Consider the following 18,790-nt stretch of genomic DNA (forward strand, 5'->3'; position numbering starts at 1 on the left):
TCGTCTTCTTCAATGAATCAAGCAATTCGTGTGGGAACTTATGGAGCAGCTGATGTCGTCGATTAAGGAGGTGATCCAGCCGCAGGTTCCCCTACGGCTACCTTGTTACGACTTCACCCCAGTCATGAATCACACCGTGGTAACCGTCCTCCCGAAGGTTAGACTAGCTACTTCTGGTGCAACCCACTCCCATGGTGTGACGGGCGGTGTGTACAAGGCCCGGGAACGTATTCACCGCGACATTCTGATTCGCGATTACTAGCGATTCCGACTTCACGCAGTCGAGTTGCAGACTGCGATCCGGACTACGATCGGTTTTCTGGGATTAGCTCCACCTCGCGGCTTGGCAACCCTCTGTACCGACCATTGTAGCACGTGTGTAGCCCAGGCCGTAAGGGCCATGATGACTTGACGTCATCCCCACCTTCCTCCGGTTTGTCACCGGCAGTCTCCTTAGAGTGCCCACCATTACGTGCTGGTAACTAAGGACAAGGGTTGCGCTCGTTACGGGACTTAACCCAACATCTCACGACACGAGCTGACGACAGCCATGCAGCACCTGTCTCAATGTTCCCGAAGGCACCAATCTATCTCTAGAAAGTTCATTGGATGTCAAGGCCTGGTAAGGTTCTTCGCGTTGCTTCGAATTAAACCACATGCTCCACCGCTTGTGCGGGCCCCCGTCAATTCATTTGAGTTTTAACCTTGCGGCCGTACTCCCCAGGCGGTCAACTTAATGCGTTAGCTGCGCCACTAAGAGCTCAAGGCTCCCAACGGCTAGTTGACATCGTTTACGGCGTGGACTACCAGGGTATCTAATCCTGTTTGCTCCCCACGCTTTCGCACCTCAGTGTCAGTATCAGTCCAGGTGGTCGCCTTCGCCACTGGTGTTCCTTCCTATATCTACGCATTTCACCGCTACACAGGAAATTCCACCACCCTCTACCATACTCTAGCTCGTCAGTTTTGAATGCAGTTCCCAGGTTGAGCCCGGGGATTTCACATCCAACTTAACGAACCACCTACGCGCGCTTTACGCCCAGTAATTCCGATTAACGCTTGCACCCTCTGTATTACCGCGGCTGCTGGCACAGAGTTAGCCGGTGCTTATTCTGTCGGTAACGTCAAAACAGCAAAGTATTAATTTACTGCCCTTCCTCCCAACTTAAAGTGCTTTACAATCCGAAGACCTTCTTCACACACGCGGCATGGCTGGATCAGGCTTTCGCCCATTGTCCAATATTCCCCACTGCTGCCTCCCGTAGGAGTCTGGACCGTGTCTCAGTTCCAGTGTGACTGATCATCCTCTCAGACCAGTTACGGATCGTCGCCTTGGTGAGCCATTACCCCACCAACTAGCTAATCCGACCTAGGCTCATCTGATAGCGCAAGGCCCGAAGGTCCCCTGCTTTCTCCCGTAGGACGTATGCGGTATTAGCGTCCGTTTCCGAACGTTATCCCCCACTACCAGGCAGATTCCTAGGCATTACTCACCCGTCCGCCGCTCTCAAGAGAAGCAAGCTTCTCTCTACCGCTCGACTTGCATGTGTTAGGCCTGCCGCCAGCGTTCAATCTGAGCCATGATCAAACTCTTCAGTTCAAACATCTTTGGGTTTTTAAGAAACCCTAAACTTGGCTCAGCAATCGTTGGTTACATCTTTGATTTCTCGCGGAGTAACTTGTGATGCTGATAATCTTGTTGACTATCAGTCTGACTCCACAAGAACCCACACGAATTGCTTGATTCAGTTGTTAAAGAGCGGTTGGTTAAGATCTTTCGTCTCAACCGAGGCGCACATTCTACAGCAGCCTCTGTTGCTGTCAAGCGGTTTTTTTAAGAAGCTTTCAAAGTTTCCTTTGTAACTTCAACCACTTGCGCTTCCGATCTCTCGTTAGCGGGAGGCGAATTCTACAGCGTTACACGCTGCTGTCAACACCTCTTTTTCTCCGCTTTCGACCGAGAAGATCGAGCCGTTAATAGGGCTAAACAACACCGCCTTACTAACTCCTTCTGGGCTTCGATGATCTGAAGCAGCTCGCTGTCGAATCCTACATAACTCTTTGTTTACCAAGGAGTTTTCCGTTTCGACTGCGCCGGAAGTGGGGCGAATTATAGACTTCCAGAATCTGCCGTCAACACTTAATTTAGCTTTTCTATCAATCAATCCCGACAACCACAAAATCCTCCTATATATAGAGGAATACTGAGCAAGCTGAGCAATATATTGCTCATTCCTAAACAGTTAAGCATCATAGCCACTTCTGCTTCTTAAAATACGATCTCGGACGAACACCCTCAATGACCACTTCCCCCCGTAGCCTGGCCTCGACATTGTTTCCGGTCGGCCTGCTACTCATTGCCATGGCCTCCATCCAATCAGGCGCGTCACTCGCCAAAAGCATGTTCCCTATTGTGGGTGCCCAAGGCACCACCACTCTGCGCCTGATTTTCGCCAGCGTGATCATGCTGCTTCTATTACGTCCCTGGCGCGCCAAGCTCACTGCCAAGTCGCTCCAGACCGTGGTCGTATACGGCATGGCCTTGGGCGGAATGAACTTCCTCTTCTATATGTCGCTGCGGACCGTTCCGCTAGGCATCGCAGTAGCCCTGGAATTCACCGGTCCACTGGCCGTCGCCATTTATGCATCGCGGCGCGCTGTGGACTTTCTCTGGATAGCCCTGGCTATCATTGGCCTTCTGTTGCTGATCCCCATGGGAGAGGCCAGCAACGGCATTGACCTGACAGGCGCCGCGTACGCACTGGGCGCAGGTGTGTGCTGGGCACTCTATATATTGTTCGGCCAAAAGGCCGGCGCTGACAACGGCGTTCAGACTGCGGCCCTCGGTGTAATGATTGCCGCACTGTTTGTCGCGCCGATCGGAATCGTCCACGCGGGCGCGGCATTACTCACTCCCTCCCTGATCCCGATTGCTATTGGTGTCGCCATTTTATCCACCGCCCTGCCCTACACCCTGGAGATGGTCGCCCTGACTCGCCTGCCCGCCCGTACATTCGGAACCTTGATGAGTATCGAGCCCGCGTTCGGCGCCCTGTCCGGCCTGTTTTTCCTTCAAGAACACTTGTCCCTGGCACAGTGGCTGGCGATCACCTGCATCATCCTGGCCTCCGTTGGCGCAACCCTGACCATGCGTAACGAATCAAAGCCACTCGTTCCTGCAGATTAATTCAGGATTTGACGTAGCTCTGGCATTTGCCGCTCAATTAGGCCATGTTTAGACCGTAACCCAATGTCAGTCATGGAGAATTTAGATAAGGACATCATGAACGCTACAGTCGAGAGCGAGCAAAGCCAGCTTCGTGCTGTTAAGCGAGGCGGCTATTAAGGATAGGAATGAAGCGAATTTTGATGCTGTTGATGATTGTGGCGATTGCAGGTTGTGCCGCGACCACCAAGACCGAAGTGAAACGGGGAAAAAAGGGCCTGCATATCAACTGCTCGGGACTGTCCTCCTCCTGGGACAAGTGCTACGCCAGCGCAGCTAACTCATGTGGAGCCAAAGGCTATAAGGTCATCGCCAAGTCAGGCGACAACGCCGAAGACCCGGGCGACTACCCATTCGGCCTCAACCCCGCCGGCTACACCAGCCGAAGCATGATCGTCATCTGCAAATAGCTGTCGACGCTCTCACGACCTCGACAGCTGTTGACTGAGCACATCGTAGTTCGATGACAGAACCTGCGCCTGTACCTGTGGGCTGACCATCATCCGTGCCACTACCAGGGCGCCGATGCATTGCGACAGAATCGACCACGCCAGGTCCTCGCTGCCCAACGTTGCAGCCCAGCCCGCCTGCAATCGGCAAATCCAGTCCTGCGCCTGTTGGCGTACCGCCACATCAGACCGCGCAATCTCCGCACCCAGGCTCGGCAACGCACAGCCCGCCTCCGACTGCTCCACATGGGCCATGCTCAAATAGAACTTCAGACAGCGATCCAGCCGTTCCCGACTCTGCACACCATTGCCATTCAAGCGCTCAAGGCTATGGCTCAATTCACGTTCGACAATCGAGCTGAACAATTCGTCCTTTGAGGCGAAGTGGCTATAAAAGGCACCGCCACTCAAGCCAATGGCTTTCATCAAGCCATCCACCCCGACGCTGGCAAACCCTTCTTTCTTCGCCAAGGCCGCACTGCTATCCAGCAGCTTCTCTTTGGTTTCCTGCTTATGACTGGCCGAATATCGCATCACTTCCCTCTCTGCTGTCTGCTTGACGCCTGTCGGATCGTAGCATAACGTTCGTTTGGCAAACGATCGTTTACTAAAGGATCCCCCATGACGAACAACAAGAAAATCGTACTGGTAGTGGGTGCCGGCGATGCCACCGGTGGCGCCATCGCCAAGCGCTTCGCCCGAGAGGGTTATGTCGCCTGCGTTACCCGGCGCAGCGCCGATAAACTGCAACCCTTGGTGGAAAGCATCCACGCGGCAGGTGGAGAAGCGCATGGCTTTGCCTGCGATGCCCGCAAGGAAGAGGACGTTATCGCCCTGATCGAACAGATTGAAACCGAGTTGGGGCCCATAGAAGCCTTTGTCTTCAACATTGGCGCCAACGTGCCGTGCAGCATCCTCGAAGAAACCGCCCGCAAGTACTTCAAAATTTGGGAGATGGCCTGTTTCTCAGGCTTCCTCAACGCCAGGGAAGTGGCCAAGCGCATGGTCACCCGTAATCGCGGGACCATCCTGTTTACCGGTGCCACCGCCGGCTTGCGTGGCGCCGCCGGCTTTGCTGCATTTGCTGGAGCCAAACACGGGATCCGCGCGCTGGCGCAAAGCATGGCCCGCGAATTGGGCCCGCGGAATATCCACGTCGCCCACGTGGTCGTGGATGGCGCCATCGACACCGATTTCATCCGCGACAACTTCCCGCAAAAATATGCCCTCAAGGATCAGGACGGTATTCTCAACCCCGAGCACATCGCCGATAACTACTGGTACCTGCATAGCCAGCCACGGGACGCCTGGACCTTCGAGCTGGACCTGCGCCCCTGGAATGAACCCTGGTAAGAACGCCCCATAACAATAAACAGCGAGTACCCAGCATGCGTAAAACAGTGGAATTTTTCTTCGATCTCGGCAGCCCTGCCACCTATTTGGCCTATACCCAGCTTCCAGACCTATGCGCGGCAACCGGCGCCCAACTGATTTATAAACCAATGCTGCTGGGCGGCGTGTTCAAGGCCACCGGCAATGCGTCACCGGCCACTGTTCCCGCCAAAGGCCGCTACATGTTCCAGGACCTGGCGCGCTATGCCCAGCGCTACAACGTCCCGCTCAAGTTCAATCCGCACTTTCCCATCAACACCTTGCTGCTGATGCGTGCAGTCACCGGCATTCAAATGCGCCAGCCCGAGCGTTTTCTCGACTTCATCGACTGTCTGTTCCGCGCTCTTTGGGTAGAGGGCCGTCACTTGGGAGACATGTCAGTGGTGGCCGCAGTGCTGGCCGAACATGGCTTTGATCCCGAAGAAATCCTGGCGCTGACCAATGACGACGAGGTCAAGGCCGCCCTCAAGGACAACACCGAACACGCCATCCAACGTGGCGTGTTCGGTGCCCCCAGCCTGTTTGTCGGCAACCAGCTGTTCTTTGGCCAGGATCGCCTGGATTTTGTGCGTGAAGCGCTGAGCTAGATCGCGGCCGTCCGCACCTGCAACCACTCCAGCGCAGCGCCACTGAGCAGCGGACTCAGGCGCTCGCGCACTTGCGCATGGTAGTCGTTGAACCACTGGCGCTCTTCCACCGTCAGCAGCGACGGCTCAAGGCAACGGGTATCGATCGGGCACAAGGTGAGTGTCTCGAACTTGAGGAACTCGCCAAACTCGGTCTTGCCCGCCTCACGGTTCAACACCAGGTTCTCGATGCGCACGCCCCAACGGCCCGGACGATAAGTGCCCGGTTCGATGGACGTAATCATGCCCGCCTGCATCGCCGTTTGCGGCGCAGCGACGGCTTGGTAGGCGATTACCTGTGGACCTTCATGCACATTCAGGAAATAACCTACGCCATGGCCAGTGCCGTGGCCGTAGTCCACGCCTTCCGCCCAGATCGGAGCCCGGGCGATGGCGTCCAGCAGCGGCGAAAGAATCCCCTTGGGGAAATGCGCGCGGGACAACGCGATCACACCCTTGAGTACACGCGTGCAGTCGCGCTTCTGCTCTTCGCTTGGCGTGCCGATAGGCACCATCCGCGTGATATCGGTCGTGCCGCCCAGGTACTGGCCACCGGAGTCGATCAGCAGCAAGCCATCGCCTTCGATCAGCGCGTGCTCTTCTTCAGTCGCGTGATAGTGCGGCATCGCGCCATTGGCGTTGAACGCGGCAATCGTGTTGAAGCTCAACGACACATAACCCGGACGACGGGTACGGGCCGCGGTCAGGTGCTCATCAATGGTCAGCTCGGTGATGCGTTCGCGACCCAACGCGCTGTCGAGCCAGGCGAAGAATTCACACAGGGCTGCGCCATCCTGCTCCATCGCCTGGCGAATATGCTCGGCGTCCGCCAGGCTTTTGCGCGACTTGGCCAAGGTAGTAGGGTTCAGGCCTTCGATCAGCGTCACGCCACTGCCGAGGTTTTCCAGCAAGCCGGCGGTCACCCGTGCCGGGTCGACCTGCACACTGGCGCCCGAAGGGATGTCCTGCAACGCCGCCGCAACTTCGCTGTAATCCCGCAGGGTCACGCCATCCTGTTCCAGCACGGCGCGAAGCTCGGCGTCGACCTTGCTCAAGGCCACGAACAGTGTCGCCTGGTGCTGGCCAATCAAGGCAAAGGATACAAACACCGGGTTGAACGAAACGTCGCCGCCGCGCAGGTTAAACAGCCAGGCAATGTCGTCCAGGGTCGCGATGAAATGCCAATCGGCGCCCTTCTCCTTCAAGCTGGCTCGCAGGGCTGCGAGCTTCTCGCTGCGGCTGACGGTGGCCTGAGGCGGCAGATGCTGGTAGATCGGCTGGTTCGGCAAGGTCGGACGGTCTTGCCAGACTTCATTCAACAGGTCGATGTCCGTACGCAAGCGTGCACCACGTGCCTCCAGCTTGCTGCCCAAGGTACGTGCCGATGCAACGGCCATGACCGCGCCATCCACGGCCACCACACCGCCTTCCGGCGTCTGTTCCGCCAGCCACTCCAGCGGCCCGGGCTGACCGGGTTGCAGCTTGACCAACTCGATACCACTGCCTTTGAGCTCCTTGGTCGCCTGTTCCCAGTAACGGCTGTCTGCCCACACACCGGCGAAATCAGCGGTGACAATCAGCGTGCCCACCGACCCATGAAAACCCGACAACCACTGACGGCCCTGCCAATAACCCGGCAGGTATTCGGACAAGTGCGGGTCGGCCGACGGCACCAACAGGGCATGAATGCCCTCGCGGCTCATCAGTTCGCGGGTGTGCGCCAGGCGCTGGGGAACCGTTCCATGGGTCAAAGGCTGTGTGCTCATCGTGTCTCCTGCTAACCACTAATAATTGTTATGGGGTCAAACGGCCCAGAAAGCCGGTGCGCTGGCCAGTGCGGCCTTGATCAGCTGTACCGCCTGATCGATGTCCTGCTCGGTGGTAAACCGCCCGAGGCTCAAGCGAATGGTGCGACCTGCGCTGCGGGCATCATGGCCCAGCGCCAGAAGCACATGTGATGGTGCATTGCTCGCCGAATTGCAGGCCGACGTGGCCGAAAAGGCAATGCCCGCGCTCAACGCGGCGGAATTGAACTCGCCCTCGCTGAACGTCAGGCTCAAGGTGTGGGGAATACGCTGGGTAAGGCTGCCATTGAGGCGCACCCCGGCAATCGTATTCAGCTGTTCCAGCAGGCGCTCGCGCAGGGCAACAATGGTCGCCTTCTCTTCGGCAAAGGACGCTGCCGCCAGTGCGAACGCAGTGCCCATACCGGCAATCTGGTGAGTCGCCAGGGTGCCGGAACGCAAGCCGCCTTCATGGCCACCGCCGTGAATCTGCGCCAGCACTTTCTGCTGCGCACGTGGGCCGACGTACAGCGCGCCGATGCCCTTGGGGCCATAGAGTTTGTGTGCGGAAAATGACATCAGGTCCACCGGCCACTCAGCCAGGTCAATCGCGACCTTACCCGCGCCCTGCGCCGCATCCACGTGAAACAACGCACCGTGCTCACGCACTCGTGCGCCAATCGCCTGGATATCGTTAAGAGTGCCCAGCTCGTTGTTCACCAGCATCAGCGACACGAGGAAGGTGTCCTCACGCAATGCTTCGCTCACCGCCTCGACGCTGATCAAACCTTCGGCGTCCGGCACCAGGTACGTCACGGCAACCCCGGCTTCCTGCAACTGGCGGGCGGTGTCGAGCGTGGCCTTGTGTTCAATCTGGCTGGTGATGATATGCCCACCGGCCACGCCCCGCGCCTGGGCGACGCCCTTGATGGCGAGGTTGTTGGACTCGGTGGCACCGGAGGTCCAGACGATCTGTGCCGGCTCGGCGCCGACCAGTTCAGCCACCTGGCCCCGCGCCTGCTCAACCGTTTGCCGGGCCTGTTGGCCGAACGCGTGGGAACTGGACGCAGGGTTACCGAAGTTGGCGTTGAAGCCCAGACACTCGACCATCACCTGGATGACCCGCTCATCCACCGGCGTGGTGGCGGCGTAGTCGAAATACAGCGGACGTTTATTCATGACGTTAAAGACTCGCAGAGCATGTTCCCGAGAACAACGTCTCAGGGGCAGCGATCAGGAAGGAAGATGGTTTACCTGATTCCGTGCCGTGAAAGAAAGACCACTTTATTTAAAAGTGCGTAGGAACGCTCCTGAAATTCAGCTTAACAGGCTCCGGGAAACGGATGGCAAACAAAAAGCCCGAGATTCCTGTGGGAAACCTCGGGCTTTTCAGACCTGGCCACTGACTCAACTGGGGCGACCGTGCAGCGTCATACCGCGCTCGGCATTCATTTCACCCTGACGGTCGAAACCAAAGGTTTTCTGTGGCTGGCCGGTCAGTTCGGCTTTCTTCTGTTGGTATTCATCAAACGACAGGCCTCGACGGCTCAGGGCTTCCAGCGCCAGCTCCTTGCTCTCTTCCGCCGAGTAGGCACGCAGTTCAGGCGACGAATGTGTCGCGCAACCGGCAAGGACTGAGGTGACAAGCAATACGGAGATGGCGAGAAAACGGTTCATGGCGAAGGTCCTGCGAAACGGGTTGAAGTCAATGAGCACAGGCTACTCCCGCCCCTGCACGGTGAAAAATCATCAGCCGTGATAGTCGCTATCAACCCTTGCGACACCTGTGATAGCCACGTCTTATATTCCATGCAGATCTATAAATATGGAAATACGTTCATTTACGGAATAAACACAACCCTCTATAAATGGCTTCAACGCTCACGCCACTGTTCGCCTGGCAACTGTTGCCCAGGCAACAGTCATTCAACAAAACACCAGGCAGACAACACCGTCATTTTCCAACACCTGGCCCACGACCCGCGCCAGTCAAGGCCTGCGCAGCTTGGTACAGCTCTTGCTCAAGTCCTGCTACTGCTCTTGCCCTGAGCGACTGTTGAAAAAGGAACTGTTGATGACCCGTCCACTGAATGTCGTTGCCCTCTCCGGCGGAACCTGGCGCCCATCCCGCACCCTGGTGTTGACCCAGGCGGTGCTGGCCGAACTGGCCACTCAATTGCCGATCCAGACCACCCTGATTGAACTGGGCGACATTGCCCGGCCACTGGGCGGCGCACTGTCCCGCCAGGAGTTGCCCGCCGACGTCGAGGCGCAACTGCACGCCATCGAACAGGCCGACCTGCTGATCGTCGCCGCCCCGGTGTATCGCGGTTCGTACCCAGGCCTGCTCAAGCATCTTTTCGACCTGGTCGACCTCAACGCCCTGATCAACACCCCAGTGTTGCTGGCGGCTACCGGCGGCAGCGAACGCCACGCTCTGGTACTCGATCACCAGTTGCGCCCGCTGTTCAGTTTCTTCCAGGCCCTGACCTTGCCGATTGGCGTGTACGCCACCGAGGCCGACTTCACCGACTACCAAATAACCAGTGAGCCCTTGAAGGCCCGCATTCGCCTTGCTGCAGAACGCGCCGCGCCGTTGTTTGCCGCGCATCCCACCTCTCTGCTGAAAATCGCTTAAGGATTTGTCATGGATGTTTTCTGGTTTCTGCCTACACACGGTGACGGTCATTACCTGGGCACCACCCAGGGCGCTCGCCCGGTCACCCTCAACTATTTGAAACAAGTCGCCCAAGCCGCAGATAACCTCGGCTACCACGGCGTGCTGATCCCCACCGGCCGCTCCTGCGAAGACTCCTGGGTCATCGCCTCGGCGCTGGTGCCACTGACCGAACGCCTGCGCTACCTGGTAGCGATTCGCCCGGGGATCATCTCGCCGACCGTATCTGCACGTATGGCCGCCACCCTCGACCGCCTGTCCAATGGCCGCCTGTTGATCAACGTGGTGACCGGCGGTGACCCCGACGAAAACCGCGGCGACGGCAGCTTCCTCGATCACAGCGAACGCTACGAAGTGACCGACGAATTCCTTAAGATCTGGCGCCGCGTGTTGCAGGGCGAATCGGTGGACTTCGAAGGCAAACACCTGCGGGTGCAGAACGCCAAGGCCCTTTACCCACCGGTGCAGAAGCCATATCCGCCCTTGTACTTCGGCGGCTCCTCCGACGCTGCCCACGACCTCGCCGCCGAACAAGTCGACGTATACCTGACCTGGGGTGAACCACCGGCCGCCGTCGCGGAAAAACTCGCCGACGTGCGTGAGCGCGCCGCCCGCCACGGGCGCACCGTCAAGTTCGGGATTCGCCTGCATGTGATCGTGCGGGAAACCGAGGAAGACGCCTGGAAAGCCGCGGCCAAACTGATCGAGCACATCAGCGACGAAACCATCGCCGCCGCGCAAAAGTCTTTCTCACGCTTTGACTCCGAAGGCCAGCGGCGCATGGCCGCGCTGCACGACGGGCGCCGCGACAACCTGGAAATCGCCCCTAACCTGTGGGCCGGCGTCGGCCTGGTGCGCGGCGGCGCGGGCACGGCCTTGGTGGGCAACCCTCAGCAAGTTGCCGAGCGGATCAAGGAATACGCGGACCTGGGCATCGAAAGCTTCATCTTCTCCGGTTACCCGCACCTGGAAGAGGCGTATCGCTTTGCCGAACTGGTGTTCCCGCTGCTGCCGGAACCTTATGCGAGCCTGGCCGGGCGCGGCGTCACCAACCTCACCGGACCGTTCGGCGAAATGATTGCCAACGACGTCCTGCCGGCAAAAGCCAAGGCCTGACTTGCCGTCTGCCGGGGCACGCCCCGGCACACCATGAGGAATCCCGTGTGACAGCCAAACCCAACAGCGTCCTGCCCTCACCGTTGCAGACCGCCAAACTGCTGGCCGCCGAATTCGCCCTCACCGCCGTCGAACGGGACGAGCGCGGCGGCACACCCAAGACCGAACGTGACGCCCTGCGCCAAAGCGGCTTGCTGGCCCTGAGTATTCCCACCCAATACGGCGGCCTCGGCGCTCGCTGGAGCGAGACCCTGGAGATCGTTCGCGAGTTCGCCAAGGTCGACAGCTCCATCGCCCACGTCTTCGGCTTTCATCACCTGATGCTCGCTACCGTGCGGCTGTTCTCCCGCCCGGAACAATGGCAACCCTGGTTCGAACAAACCGCGCGCAAAAACTGGTTCTGGGGCAACGCCCTCAACCCCTTGGACACACGCACAGTGGTCAAGGCCTACAAGGGCTGGCGCGAATTCTCCGGCAAGAAGAGTTTTTGCTCCGGCGCCAGCGACTCGGAAATGCTGATCGCCTCAGCGGTGGATGAAAGCGCCGGCGGCAAGCTGCTGATCGCCGCCATCCCCAGCGGGCGCAGCGGCATCACGTTGCACAATGACTGGAACAACATTGGCCAGCGCCAGACCGACAGCGGCAGCGCCAGCTTCGAACGGGTACGCGTGGAGGAGTCGGAATTGCTCCTCGATCCCGGCCCGCTGAGCACACCCTTCGCCTGTCTGCGCCCGCTGATCGCCCAGTTGACCTTCACCCACATGTTCCTCGGCATCGCCGAGGGTGCTTTCGAAGAAGCAAGAAATTACACCCTGACCGAAACCCGGCCCTGGCATAAATCCACAGTGCAGGACATTCGTCAGGACCCGTATGTACTCAACCACTACGGCGAATTCTGGGTCGCCCTTGAAGGCGTGCGCCTGCTGGTGGAACGTGCCGCCGAGCTGCTGGACCAGGCCTGGGCCAGGGGCCCGAGCCTCAGCGAAAGTGAGCGCGGCGAACTGGCCATCGCCATCGCCACCGCCAAGGTCGCCGCCACCCGCAACGGCCTGGAACTGTGCAGCCGCCTGTTCGAAGTCACCGGCGCGCGTTCCACCCACGCCTCCCTGCGCCTGGACCGACACTGGCGCAACCTGCGCACGCAAACCCTGCACGATCCGGTGGACTACAAACTCCACGAACTGGGGGACTGGGCGTTGAACCAGTCCCTGCCGATTCCCACGTTCTACTCCTAGAAGAGGTGCCCATGCAGCTTTTAACCTTACCGCCCTCGCCCGCTCTTGCGACCTCGATCCGCGCCACGGCCCAGGTCTTCGAAGACCCGAAATCCCAGGCGCTGCTGGCGCACATCCAGCAAGTCGCGCCCAGCGAAGCCAGCGTGCTGATCATCGGCGAAACCGGCACCGGTAAAGAGCTGGTGGCGCGCCATATCCACAATCTCAGCGCGCGGCGCAATCGGCCGTTCGTGGCGGTGAACTGCGGCGCGTTTTCCGAATCTCTGGTGGAAGCCGAGTTGTTCGGCCATGAAAAAGGCGCCTTCACCGGCGCCCTCAGCGCCAAGGCCGGCTGGTTCGAGGAAGCCGACGGCGGCACCCTGTTCCTCGATGAAATCGGTGATTTGCCGATGGCAATTCAGGTCAAGCTGCTGCGGGTACTCCAGGAGCGCGAAGTGGTGCGCCTGGGCTCACGCAAAAGCATTCCCATCGACGTGCGGGTACTGGCGGCCACCAACGTTCAATTGGAAAAAGCCATCAACGCCGGGCATTTCCGCGAAGACCTGTACTACCGCCTTGACGTGGTCAGCCTCGAACTCAGCCCATTGCGGGATCGGCCCGGCGATATCCTGCCACTGACCCGGCACTTTATCGAAGCCTACAGCCAGCGCCTGGGTTACGGCCCGATCACCATCAGCCGCGAGGCCGAGCAGAAACTCAAAAGCTACAGCTGGCCGGGCAACATCCGCGAGCTGGAAAACGTGATTCATCACACCCTGCTGATCTGCCGCAACGGCGTGATCGAACGCGACGACCTGCGTCTGTCGAACATGCGCATCGAGCGTCAGGACGACAGCCAGCATGGCATCGACAACAGCGCAGAAGCCCTGCTGGAACGCGCCTTTCAAAAACTCTTCGAGGAACAGGCCGGGGCCTTGCACGAAAAGGTCGAGGATGCGCTGCTGCGCGCTGCCTACCGCTTCAGCCATTACAACCAGGTGCACACCGCCAACCTGCTGGGCCTGAGCCGCAACGTGACGCGTACCCGCTTGATCAAGATCGGCGAGCTGGCCGTGAACAAGCGCCGCCCCGGCGAGAACGTGCAGGGCGAGCGCATGTTGCACCTGTCAATTTAGGCGGCAGTGCAAAGCGTTGTCATGGCTGCGCTCGATACTGCGCAGCACCTGGAACGAACCGAAGGTCACCGCCGTGGCTTGATGGGCGCGTATCAGCGTCCAGAAATCTTCTTCACCGTGCTCAAAACACTTAAAGGCCGCCTCACCGTCCTCGCGTGAGCGCCATTGCAAGTAGCTGAGCACCCGGCGTCCATCATCGCTGACCTGCACGCTGGCATTGATAAAGCCGCCATGACCCTGGGCCAAACGCTCGCTTTGGGATGACAGGGCCGCTACCAACGCGGATTGCTGCTGAGGTTCGATCTGGAACTCGACCATCTGGGTAAAACTCAGACTCTTCTCTAATACCTGCATGAACATTCCCCTCTCACTGTAGGCACAATCTTGCGATTCGATGCCACGCAGGGTAAAACCTCTAGTTAAGTCAAGGTCAAGGGCTTTTTTATGGTCACCAAAGAACTCACCGTCGGCCAATTGGCGGCTCGCAGCGGCGTGGCCGTAACCGCCCTGCACTTCTACGAAACCAAGGGTTTGATCAAGAGCAGCCGCAACGCCGGCAATCAGCGGCGCTACTCACGGGACGTGTTGCGCCGGGTAGTGGTGATCAAGATTGCCCAGCGTTTGGGCATCCCGCTGGCGACGATCCATGAGGCACTGCAAACCCTGCCCGATGGCCGCACGCCTAACGCTGCCGATTGGGAGCGCCTGTCTGCGCTGTGGCGTGAGGACCTGGACCAGCGCATCGACAAGCTGATGCTGCTGCGGGACAAGCTCAATGGCTGCATTGGCTGCGGTTGTCTGTCGCTGGAGGCGTGCCCGCTGCGCAATCAGGACGACGTACTCGGTGAGCGCGGGCCTGGCGCTCAGCTGTTGGAGCCCAGCTGAACGCCCCTCGTCGGCATCGCTAAAACCCTTGATTGGCGTGGCCTATAGTGAAAAGGCCGTCCCTCCATAACCACAATCAAGGAGAACGATATGAGCGTTAAACCCATTCCCGAGGGCTATCACAGCATCACGCCGTACCTGGGTATCGAAAAAGCCGCTGAGGCCATCGAGTTCTACAAGAGAGCCTTCGGCGCCACCGAAGTCATGCGCCTGGACATGCCCGACGGCAAGATCGGCCATGCCGAACTGCGCATTGGAGATTCGGCGATCATGATGGCCTCACCCTGTGGCGAGATGTCTTTTGGCAGCCCGGGAAAAGAACACCCCAGCGTGTGCCTGCATCTGTATGTGCAGGACGTCGACCAACAGTTCGCCCAGGCCATCAAGGCCGGCGGCACCGCGATTTCAGAACCCAAGGATCAGTTCTACGGTGACCGCTCCGGGACGCTGAAAGACCCGTTCGGGCATGTGTGGTTTTTGGCTACGCGCAAGGAGGATTTGACCGAGGCGCAGGTTCGCCAGCGTGCCGAGGCGTTGTTCAAGCAAGGATGAAGTCGCCTGGGTGATACAACCCAACTGTGGGAGCTGGCTTGCCTGCGATGGCATCACCTCGGTGCGACTGATACATCGAGTTGCCTGCATCGCAGGCAAGCCAGCTCCCACAGTTGGCCTGCACTGCCTGAAAGATCGGGCTTCAACACACTTCATGAACAACCCCTCCACGCTTTCCCCCTTGCCCCAGGCGCCGTGTGATTTCAGGATGCAGGCAATCATCACAAGGAGTCATTCCATGTTCGCCGGATTCCAAAAAGACCAGCGCCACGTCAACGGCGTGGACATCTGCTACCGCAAAGGCGGCACAGGTCCCGGCCTGCTCCTGCTGCACGGGCACCCGCAGACCCACGTCATCTGGCACAAAGTCGCCGAGCAACTGGCCGAACACTTCACCGTGGTCGCCGCCGACCTGCGCGGTTACGGCGACAGCAGCAAGCCCGCCGCCAATGACCATCACACCCACTATTCCAAACGCGAAATGGCCCGCGACGGCGTCGAATTGATGAAGGCCCTGGGCTTCGATGAGTTCTCGGTACTGGCCCACGACCGTGGCGCCCGCGTCGCCCATCGCCTGGCCCTGGACCACCCCAAGGCTGTACAGCGCATGGTCCTGCTGGACATCGCACCGACCCTGGCCATGTACGCCCAGACCGACGAAGCCTTCGCCCGCGCCTACTGGCACTGGTTCTTCCTGATTCGCCCCGCGCCGCTGCCCGAGAGCCTGATCGAAGGCAATCCGGAACTGTACCTGCGCAGCGTCATGGGCAGCCGCAGTGCCGGGCTCAAGCCGTTCACCGACGAAGCCTTCGCCGAATACCTGCGCTGCCTGAAACTGCCCGGCACCGTCACCGGCATCTGCGAAGACTACCGCGCCGCTGCCGGCATCGACCTTGAGCACGACCGCGCCGATATCGACAAAGGCAATCACCTGGAACTGCCATTGCTGGTGATGTGGGGCGCCGAAGGCACCGTCGGCCGCTGCTTCGAACCTCTCAAGGAATGGCAGAAAGTCGCTACCGACGTACGTGGTAAGGCCCTGCCGGCCGGCCACTACATCGCTGAAGAAGTCCCTGAGCTGTTGCTCGGCGAAGTCCTGACCTTCCTTCGCTGAGCCTTGATGCACCGCTGATCTGACCGTTCCCGCCCCGCAGGCTTGAAACAGCCTGCGACGGGAGCGGCTTGCCCAAAAAACGTCTCGAGATAATAAAAATGACAATCAGAAAACTGCTGGGAACCCTGTATGTGCAAGTGATCATCGCCATTGTGCTGGGCGTGTTGATCGGCAACCACTGGCCCCAGGTGGGCATCGACCTCAAGCCCTTGGGCGACGGTTTTATCAAGCTGATCAAGATGATCATCGGCCCGATCATCTTCTGCACGGTGGTCTCCGGCATCACCAGCATGCACGACGTGAAGCAGGTGGGCCGCGTCGGCGGCAAGGCGTTGCTGTACTTCGAGATCGTCTCCAGCATTGCCCTCGTGATCGGCATCCTGGCCGCGCACCTGCTGCACCCGGGTGTAGGCTTCAACATTGATGTGAAGACCCTCGACACCTCGGCCATCGCCGGTTTTGTCGGCCAGGCCGAACACGGCGAAGGCGTCACCGGGTTCCTGATGCATGTGATCCCGACGACCTTCTTCGATGCCTTCTCCAAAGGCGAAATCCTGCCGGTACTGTTTGTGTCAGTGCTGTTTGGTCTCGGGCTGGTGATGATCGGCGAGAAGGGCCGGCCCCTGGTGGGCGTGATCAACCAGGCCAGCGAAGTGTTCTTCCGCATCGTCGGGATGATCAGCCGCGTTGCGCCGATCGGGGCCTTCGGGGCCATCGCCTTCACCATCGGCAAATACGGCCTGGGCTCGCTGCTGCCGCTGTTGAAACTGGTGGGCACGTTTTACGTCACCGCGTTTTTCTTCGTCGCCGTGGTGCTGGGCAGCATTGCCCGGTATGTGGGGTTCAGCATCTTCAAGCTGCTGACCTACATCAAGGCCGAACTGTTGATCGTGCTGGGCACCAGTTCATCCGAATCGGCCCTGCCGCAACTGATCCAGAAACTCGAAAGCCTCGGCGCGTCCAAAGGCGTGGTGGGGATCGTGGTGCCCACTGGCTACACCTTCAACCTGGATGGCACCAACATCTATATGACCCTGGCGGTGCTGTTCCTGGCCCAGGCGACCAATATCGACCTGACACTGGAGCAACAGCTGACCCTGCTGGCAGTGGCGATGCTTACCTCCAAAGGTGCCGGTGCGGTGGTGGGTGCAGGTTTTGTCGCATTGGCCGCCAGCCTCGCGGTGGTGCCCACGGTGCCGGTGGCGGCGATGGTGCTGATCCTGGGTGTCGACCGCTTTATGGCCGAGTGCCGTTCGCTGACCAATATCATCGGCAACGCCGTGGCGGCGCTGGTGGTGGCAGCGTGGGAAGGTGAATTGGATCGCGAGAAAATGGCCCCCATCGCCCTCAAGCATGGCCGTCATGCACGGGCCGCCGCCCAGGCGAAGATCGCCGCCGAGTAACCCTTAAACACCAATCCCCTGTGGCGAGGGAGCTTGCTCCCGCTGGGCCGCGTAGCGGCCCCAAAAAAGATGGGAGCGCTGCGCACTCCAGCGGGAGCAAGCTCCCTCGCCACAGCAAGCTCCCTCACCACAGAAGCTCCCTCGCCACACCGGTGCTATTCTGGCGGTTCATGCCGCCACGCCTGTTTCTGATGAACAACAAGAAAGATACCGTGCCCCTACCTGAAGACCTGCGGGTATTCCTGACCGTGATCCGCAAGGCCGGCTTTGCTGCGGCTGCCGACGAGCTGGGGTTGTCCCCGGCCTACGTCAGCAAGCGTATCCAGATTCTCGAAACCACCCTGGCCACTCGCCTGCTGCACCGCACCAGCCGCCGCATTGCCCTAACGGAAGACGGTGAACGGGTGCAGCGTTGGGCCGTGCGTATTCTCGAAGACTTCCAGCAACTGTCCGACGAGCTTTCCGACGCCCACGACAGCCCGCGCGGTCACCTGCATTTGTGCAGCAGCTTCGGTTTCGGCCGTAACCATGTGGCGCCAGCCTTGTCGCTATTGGCCGAACAATACCCGGACCTGGAGATTCGCCTGGACCTGTTCGACCGGGTGGTGGATATCGTCAGCGAAGGTTTCGACCTGGAGATTCGCGTGGGCGACGACATCCCTGGGCAACACATCGGTCGCCGGCTGGTGAGTAACCGGCGGGTGCTGTGTGCGGCGCCCGCCTACCTTGAACGCCGTGGCACACCGCAGCACTTGAGTGACCTGGAACAGCACGATTGCCTGGTGCTCAAGGAGCGGGATAACGCCTTTGGCATCTGGCACCTGGAGCGTGATGGCGTGCAGGACAGCGTGCGTGTGCGGGGACCGCTGTCGTCCAACAATGGCGAAATTGTTTTGCAATGGGCACTTGATGGGCGTGGGGTGTTGCTGCGTTCGATGTGGGATGTGAAGCCGCTGCTGGAACAAGGGAAACTGGTGCAGGTGCTGCACGACTACACCCAGAGCGCCAACGTGTGGGCGGTGTACCCGACGCGGTTGGCCTACTCCGGAAAGTTGCGGGCGTGTGTGGAGTTTTTGCAGGAGCACTTCAAGGGGTTGTCGATTTAGCGTGTCGGGGTTGGGTGCATATCCGTTGCTGCGGTAACGGCCGCTGATGGTTCCGCTCTTACAGCGGCTCACTTTTGAAGAGCGCAAAAGTAAGCAAAACGCTCTTGCCC

18 protein-coding genes and 1 rRNA gene are annotated in these 18,790 nt (G+C 59.5%); 13 read left to right on the forward strand and 6 right to left on the reverse strand.

Going from position 1 to position 18,790, the window contains the following annotated elements; all coding sequences use genetic code 11:
* Nucleotides 1-63: 63 nt before the first annotated feature.
* A 16S ribosomal RNA gene (locus NVB75_RS09705) occupies nt 64-1,600 on the reverse strand.
* A gap of 699 nt (nt 1,601-2,299) precedes the next feature.
* Between NVB75_RS09705 and rhtA the strand changes: the two genes are divergently transcribed.
* The gene (rhtA, locus tag NVB75_RS09710; RefSeq protein ID WP_167665788.1) at nt 2,300-3,187 is read left to right on the forward strand and encodes a threonine/homoserine exporter RhtA; all 888 of its coding nucleotides are present in this window, start codon (nt 2,300-2,302) and stop codon (nt 3,185-3,187) included.
* Nucleotides 3,188-3,354: 167 nt separating this feature from the next.
* A complete protein-coding gene (locus NVB75_RS09715) occupies nt 3,355-3,636 on the forward strand; it encodes a hypothetical protein (RefSeq protein ID WP_076016657.1) in 282 nt (93 codons plus the stop codon).
* Between the two features lie 12 nt (nt 3,637-3,648).
* Here NVB75_RS09715 and NVB75_RS09720 read toward each other — a convergent pair whose 3' ends face one another.
* Nucleotides 3,649-4,209 (reverse strand): TetR/AcrR family transcriptional regulator, encoded by a 561-nt coding sequence (locus NVB75_RS09720; protein ID WP_258346993.1) that lies wholly within the window; start codon nt 4,207-4,209, stop codon nt 3,649-3,651.
* Nucleotides 4,210-4,296: 87 nt separating this feature from the next.
* Between NVB75_RS09720 and NVB75_RS09725 the strand changes: the two genes are divergently transcribed.
* Nucleotides 4,297-5,028 carry an SDR family oxidoreductase gene (locus tag NVB75_RS09725; protein WP_167665787.1) on the forward strand — a complete coding sequence of 244 codons (732 nt, stop codon included), beginning with the start codon at nt 4,297-4,299 and terminating at the stop codon, nt 5,026-5,028.
* Between the two features lie 35 nt (nt 5,029-5,063).
* Nucleotides 5,064-5,654, forward strand: a complete 591-nt coding sequence (locus tag NVB75_RS09730) for a 2-hydroxychromene-2-carboxylate isomerase (RefSeq protein WP_258346994.1) — start codon at nt 5,064-5,066, stop codon at nt 5,652-5,654.
* On the opposite strand, the gene NVB75_RS09735 is transcribed toward NVB75_RS09730, so the two are convergent.
* The 3 genes from NVB75_RS09735 to NVB75_RS09745 form a co-directional block, all read right to left on the reverse strand.
* On the reverse strand, nt 5,651-7,459 hold the full coding sequence (locus NVB75_RS09735) for an aminopeptidase P family protein (RefSeq protein ID WP_258346995.1): 1,809 nt from the start codon (nt 7,457-7,459) through the stop codon (nt 5,651-5,653). The two genes, NVB75_RS09730 and NVB75_RS09735, sit on opposite strands and share 4 nt — an antisense overlap.
* Nucleotides 7,460-7,495: 36 nt before the next feature.
* Nucleotides 7,496-8,656 (reverse strand): cysteine desulfurase family protein, encoded by a 1,161-nt coding sequence (locus NVB75_RS09740; protein ID WP_076016650.1) that lies wholly within the window; start codon nt 8,654-8,656, stop codon nt 7,496-7,498.
* A gap of 228 nt (nt 8,657-8,884) precedes the next feature.
* A complete protein-coding gene (locus NVB75_RS09745; protein ID WP_076016660.1) occupies nt 8,885-9,154 on the reverse strand; it encodes a DUF547 domain-containing protein in 270 nt (89 codons plus the stop codon).
* Nucleotides 9,155-9,551: 397 nt separating this feature from the next.
* Between NVB75_RS09745 and msuE the strand changes: the two genes are divergently transcribed.
* From msuE to NVB75_RS09765, 4 genes are read left to right on the forward strand one after another with little or no spacing between them, the layout of a single operon-like run.
* On the forward strand, nt 9,552-10,115 hold the full coding sequence (gene msuE, locus NVB75_RS09750; RefSeq protein ID WP_063028405.1) for an FMN reductase: 564 nt from the start codon (nt 9,552-9,554) through the stop codon (nt 10,113-10,115).
* Nucleotides 10,116-10,124: 9 nt separating this feature from the next.
* Complete coding sequence (gene ssuD / locus NVB75_RS09755) at nt 10,125-11,270, forward strand: FMNH2-dependent alkanesulfonate monooxygenase (protein ID WP_003210130.1); 1,146 nt, start codon at nt 10,125-10,127, stop codon at nt 11,268-11,270.
* Nucleotides 11,271-11,317: 47 nt separating this feature from the next.
* Nucleotides 11,318-12,505 carry an acyl-CoA dehydrogenase family protein gene (locus tag NVB75_RS09760; protein ID WP_258346996.1) on the forward strand — a complete coding sequence of 396 codons (1,188 nt, stop codon included), beginning with the start codon at nt 11,318-11,320 and terminating at the stop codon, nt 12,503-12,505.
* 11 nt (nt 12,506-12,516) lie between these two features.
* Nucleotides 12,517-13,620 (forward strand): sigma-54-dependent Fis family transcriptional regulator, encoded by a 1,104-nt coding sequence (locus tag NVB75_RS09765; protein WP_010166567.1) that lies wholly within the window; start codon nt 12,517-12,519, stop codon nt 13,618-13,620.
* Here the strand turns inward: NVB75_RS09765 and NVB75_RS09770 are convergent.
* Nucleotides 13,612-13,974: an antibiotic biosynthesis monooxygenase gene (locus tag NVB75_RS09770; RefSeq protein WP_258346997.1), complete on the reverse strand. Its 363-nt coding sequence runs from the start codon at nt 13,972-13,974 to the stop codon at nt 13,612-13,614. The two genes, NVB75_RS09765 and NVB75_RS09770, sit on opposite strands and share 9 nt — an antisense overlap.
* Before the next feature lie 90 nt (nt 13,975-14,064).
* On the opposite strand from NVB75_RS09770, the gene soxR reads away from it, so the two are divergent.
* The 5 genes from soxR to NVB75_RS09795 all read left to right on the forward strand — a co-directional run bounded on the left by soxR (nt 14,065) and on the right by NVB75_RS09795 (nt 18,680).
* Nucleotides 14,065-14,505, forward strand: a complete 441-nt coding sequence (gene soxR / locus NVB75_RS09775; protein ID WP_258346998.1) for a redox-sensitive transcriptional activator SoxR — start codon at nt 14,065-14,067, stop codon at nt 14,503-14,505.
* A gap of 90 nt (nt 14,506-14,595) precedes the next feature.
* A complete protein-coding gene (locus NVB75_RS09780) occupies nt 14,596-15,057 on the forward strand; it encodes a VOC family protein (RefSeq protein WP_258346999.1) in 462 nt (153 codons plus the stop codon).
* 238 nt (nt 15,058-15,295) lie between these two features.
* The gene (locus NVB75_RS09785; protein WP_258347000.1) at nt 15,296-16,171 is read left to right on the forward strand and encodes an alpha/beta fold hydrolase; all 876 of its coding nucleotides are present in this window, start codon (nt 15,296-15,298) and stop codon (nt 16,169-16,171) included.
* Nucleotides 16,172-16,269: 98 nt separating this feature from the next.
* Complete coding sequence (dctA, locus tag NVB75_RS09790; RefSeq protein WP_003207293.1) at nt 16,270-17,574, forward strand: C4-dicarboxylate transporter DctA; 1,305 nt, start codon at nt 16,270-16,272, stop codon at nt 17,572-17,574.
* Between the two features lie 191 nt (nt 17,575-17,765).
* A complete protein-coding gene (locus tag NVB75_RS09795) occupies nt 17,766-18,680 on the forward strand; it encodes a LysR substrate-binding domain-containing protein (RefSeq protein WP_226478050.1) in 915 nt (304 codons plus the stop codon).
* Nucleotides 18,681-18,790: the final 110 nt, after the last annotated feature.

It is taken from the genome of Pseudomonas sp. CBS (assembly GCF_024734645.1).
Classification (GTDB): Bacteria; Pseudomonadota; Gammaproteobacteria; order Pseudomonadales; family Pseudomonadaceae; genus Aquipseudomonas.